This is a genomic window from Mesorhizobium sp. M1E.F.Ca.ET.041.01.1.1, from assembly GCF_003997355.1.
Lineage (GTDB): Bacteria > Pseudomonadota > Alphaproteobacteria > Rhizobiales > Rhizobiaceae > Mesorhizobium.
The window spans coordinates 1-3,868 of sequence record NZ_RZSL01000563.1; the positions used below are offsets into that span (position 1 = coordinate 1).

4 protein-coding genes are annotated in these 3,868 nt (G+C 62.2%); all 4 read right to left on the bottom strand.

The genetic code is table 11. The features are described from left to right. Positions 1-162: 162 nt before the first annotated feature. Positions 163-1,281 carry a branched-chain amino acid ABC transporter substrate-binding protein gene (locus EOA38_RS30195; RefSeq protein ID WP_127300952.1) on the bottom strand — a complete coding sequence of 373 codons (1,119 nt, stop codon included), beginning with the start codon at positions 1,279-1,281 and terminating at the stop codon, positions 163-165. 137 nt (positions 1,282-1,418) lie between these two features. Continuing rightward, positions 1,419-1,766, bottom strand: coding sequence for a DUF6867 family protein (locus EOA38_RS30200; RefSeq protein ID WP_126091404.1), 348 nt, complete (start codon positions 1,764-1,766; stop codon positions 1,419-1,421). Between the two features lie 79 nt (positions 1,767-1,845). Then, positions 1,846-2,574 (bottom strand): ABC transporter ATP-binding protein, encoded by a 729-nt coding sequence (locus EOA38_RS30205; protein ID WP_126091403.1) that lies wholly within the window; start codon positions 2,572-2,574, stop codon positions 1,846-1,848. Next, a complete protein-coding gene (locus EOA38_RS30210; RefSeq protein WP_127300953.1) occupies positions 2,574-3,731 on the bottom strand; it encodes an ATP-binding cassette domain-containing protein in 1,158 nt (385 codons plus the stop codon). The genes EOA38_RS30205 and EOA38_RS30210 overlap by 1 nt, the downstream gene beginning before the upstream one ends. Positions 3,732-3,868: the final 137 nt, after the last annotated feature.

Genomic DNA, 3,868 nt, shown 5'->3' on the forward strand with positions numbered 1-3,868 from the left:
ATCGCTCGTGTGCGCTAAACGGCCGCTTGTCTCCCGTCCCGCGGTTCACGGAGCACTTTGTAGGCGCTCCCGTGAGGATCGGGTGATGGAAAAACAGCCGACAACAAAAATGCCCGGCGCTGAGCGCCGGGCATCGCAAAAAGTCGGCTTCTGTTTGCCGGCTTATTTCTCGAAGTAGCTGTACTTGCCGTCCTCGCCCTTCTTCCACTCGTAGATGACATAGTCCGGACGGGTGATGTCGCCCTTGGCATCGTAACCGATCTCGCCGATGGCCGTCTTCCACGGACCGCCGGACTTGATCGTGTCGGCAACCTTCTGCGCGTCGTCGGCGGAGCCGACCTTGGCGATGGCCTGCGAGATGATCTGGATGGCGGCATAGGAGTAGAGCGTATAGGCTTCCGGCTCGAAACCGGCGGCGCGGAACTTCTCGACCACTTCCTTGGCGGCCGGATTCTTGCGCGGATCCGGAGCGAAGGTGTTGAGCGTGCCGGCAACGGCATCGCCGGCGATCGAGGCCAGTTCGTTGGAGACGATGCCGTCGCCGGAGAACAGCGGCGCCTTCAGGCCCTGGTCGGCCGACTGACGGATGATCAGGCCGGCTTCGGTGTGCAGGCCGCCCCAGTAGATCAGGGTGACGTTGTTCTCTTTCATCTTGGCGATCAGGGCCGAGAAGTCCTTGTCGCCGACATTCACGCCTTCATACATCACTTCCGTGATGCCGCCGGCGTTCAGGTTCTTCTTGGTCTCGTCGGCAAGGCCCTGGCCGTATGGGGTCTTGTCGTGGATGATGGCGATCTTGGCGTCCTTGAAGTTCTTGGCGATGTAGTCGCCCGCCACCTTGCCCTGCTGGTCGTCGCGACCGCAGGTGCGGAAGGTGTTCCACAGGCCGCGCTCGGTGAGCTTCGGATTGGTCGCTGCCGGCGTCATGACGAGGATGCCGTTCTCGGCATAGACTTCCGACGCGGGAATGGTCACGCCCGAGTTGAAGTGGCCGTCGACGAACTTGACGCCGTCGGCGACGAACTTGTTGGCGACCGAGATGCCCTGCTTGGGATCGGAGACGTCGTCACCGATCTCGAGCTTGAGCTGCTGGCCATTGATGCCGCCCGCCGCGTTGATGTCGGCGACCGCCTGTTCCGCGCCCTTCTGCAGCTGCGCGCCGAAAGCGGCGTTCGGACCGGTGATCGGACCGGCGACGCCGATCAGGATGTCGGCCCACGCGCTGCCGCTGAACGCGATGAACGCGGTCAGCGCCACGGCGGACAAGAGTGATTTTTTCATTGAAACGCTCCCATTTACGGAGTGGGCGTGGATGATACTTTCATGCGATGCCCACCCTTATCGCAGAAAGCATAGAATGCCGATTTTCAGGCACTTGTCACGCCGATTCATCCCTGAAACGACGTTAATCATGAACCTCAACCTTTCGGCTTCCAGCTCAATAAGGAAGCTCTTTCGTAGAGCCAATTATACTGAGTGACCATCTGGTTCGTGCGCGTGTACTGATAACCGAGGAAGCCGAATATCATCAGCACAACGGTATCGACGATGTAATAATGCAACGAGAACATCGTGCCTCCGAACAGGGCATGATGGATGAACCTTACCCCGATGCCGAGGCCAAGCATGTAAATGAACAGGCGGACGTGGGTGCCCCAGGTCTGGGCCACGGCTTTGCCGGTCATCCAAGCCGCCCCGCCGCCGAGCAGGCCCGTGACGAACAAGAAGTGCCAGATCGAGGCTTCTTCGTAGAGAACGCCCTGCATGATTGATGTCTCCCAACCCTAGAGCAATTCCAGGAAAAGTGTGAAACGGTTTTCCGTCCGGAATTGCATCAAAACTGCCCTAGTGATGCCCGCCTTCGAGATATGCGGCGCGCACTTCCGGATTGGCGAGCAGCTCCTTGCCGGTGCCGCTCATCGTCACATTGCCGTTGACCATGACGTAGCCGCGATTGGCGAGCTTGAGCGCGCCGAAGGCGTTCTGCTCGACCAGGAACACGGTCAACCCCTGCGACCTGTTGAGCTCGCGAATGGCGTCGAAGATCTGCTTGACGATCAGCGGCGCCAGACCCAGCGACGGCTCGTCGAGCAGGAGCAGCTTCGGCCTCCCCATCAGCGCGCGCCCGATGGACAGCATTTGCTGCTCGCCGCCCGACAGCGTGCCGCCGCGCTGGTTGATGCGCTCCTTAAGCCTCGGGAACAGCGCGAACACCTTCTCGGCATCCTCGTCAAAATGCTTGAGGTTGTCGATGCTGGCGCCCATCTGCAGGTTTTCCATCACCGTCATGCGCGGGAAGATGCGGCGCCCTTCCGGCGATTGGGCGATGCGCAGCCGCGCGATTTCGTGCGTCGGCATCTGCGTGATGTCGGTGCCGGCGAAGGTGATGGTGCCGGCGCGGGCACGCGGCGCGCCGAAGATGGTCATCATCAGCGTCGACTTGCCGGCGCCGTTGGCGCCGATCAGCGCCACAATCTCACCCTGGTTGACGTTGACGTCGACGCCGTTCAGCGCCCGGATGTTGCCGTAATAGGTCTGCACGCCCTTGATATCGAGCAGCGTTGTGCCGGCCATTATTTACGCCCTCCGCGCGGCTTGGCTGTCGAGGATTTCGCGGCCGGCTTGGCCGGCGAGGTGGACTTTTTGGCCGAGGGCTTCGCCTGCGCTGCGGGCTTTCCGGCCTGCGAGGCCGGCTTGCTTCTTGTTGAGTTCGCGCGCGCATCGACCTGAGCCGCTTTCGAGGCGCCCTTAGAGACCGTGACGCGCTCGCCCTCGTCCGCGTGTTCGACGGTATCGGAAACCGGTCCTGCCATCATAGAGGCGGAATTGCCCGGCCCGTGCGCGGAGTCGGGCCCGGTATCGAGCTGTTCGATGACGTCCTCGTCGCCGACTTCGGTGAGCACTTCTTCCACCTCCTGATCGTCGACGCCGAGATAGGCGGCGATGACGCGCGGGTCGGTCCTGACCGACTGCGGATTGCCGTCGGAGATCTTGCGGCCATATTCCAGCACCACGACATGATCGGAGATCTGCATGACCACCGACATGTCGTGCTCGATCAGCAGGATCGAGGTGCCGGTGTTGTCCTTGATGTCGATCAGGAGCTCGTTGAGCGAGGCCGATTCCTTCGGGTTGAGGCCGGCGGCCGGCTCGTCGAGGCACAGCAGCTCAGGCCCGGTGCACATGGCGCGCGCGATCTCCAGCCGCCGCTGCGCGCCATAGGGCAGGTCGCCGGCCGGATGATCGGCGCGCTCGACGAGATCGGCCTTCTCCAGCCAGTGCCTGGCGAGCTCGATCGACTCGGCCGAGGCCTGGCGGTAGCTCGGGAAGCCGAACAGGCCGAGGAAGGTGTAGCCCGAGGCCTTCATCAGCTTGTTGTGCTGGGCGACCAAAAGGTTTTCCAGCAGCGTCATGCCCGAGAACAGGCGGATGTTCTGGAAGGTGCGCGCCACATTGGCGCGCGCCGGGATCTCGTGGTTGGGCAGGCGCTCGAGCAGATACGTCGAGCCGTCGCGCTTGTTCAGCGTGATCATGCCCTCGGTGGGCTTGTAGAAGCCGGTGATGCAGTTGAACACCGTCGTCTTGCCGGCACCGTTCGGTCCGATCAGCGCGGTAATCTCGCCGCGCTTGGCTTGGAACGACAGGTCGCCGATGGCGACCAGGCCGCCGAACTTCATCGACAGGTGCTCGACCTGCAGGATGAAATCACTCTGGGAAGCTTGCACGTCCATCAGCCGTGGCCCTCCTTGGTGAAGGAGCCTGAGACCGCTCTTCGTTCCTTGAGGAAGGCGGTCGGCTCACGGCTGCCGACGAAGCCGCGCGGCTTCCACAGCATGACGATAACCATGGCCATGCCGAACAGCAGCAT

Bases quoted from the DNA above. Each gene is read 5' to 3' on its own strand.
- EOA38_RS30200 (WP_126091404.1), bottom strand. From the start codon at position 1,766: ATGCAGGGCGTTCTCTACGAAGAAGCCTCGATCTGGCACTTCTTGTTC.
- EOA38_RS30195 (WP_127300952.1), bottom strand. From the start codon at position 1,281: ATGAAAAAATCACTCTTGTCCGCCGTGGCGCTGACCGCGTTCATCGCG.
- EOA38_RS30205 (WP_126091403.1), bottom strand. From the start codon at position 2,574: ATGGCCGGCACAACGCTGCTCGATATCAAGGGCGTGCAGACCTATTAC.
- EOA38_RS30210 (WP_127300953.1), bottom strand. From the start codon at position 3,731: ATGGACGTGCAAGCTTCCCAGAGTGATTTCATCCTGCAGGTCGAGCAC.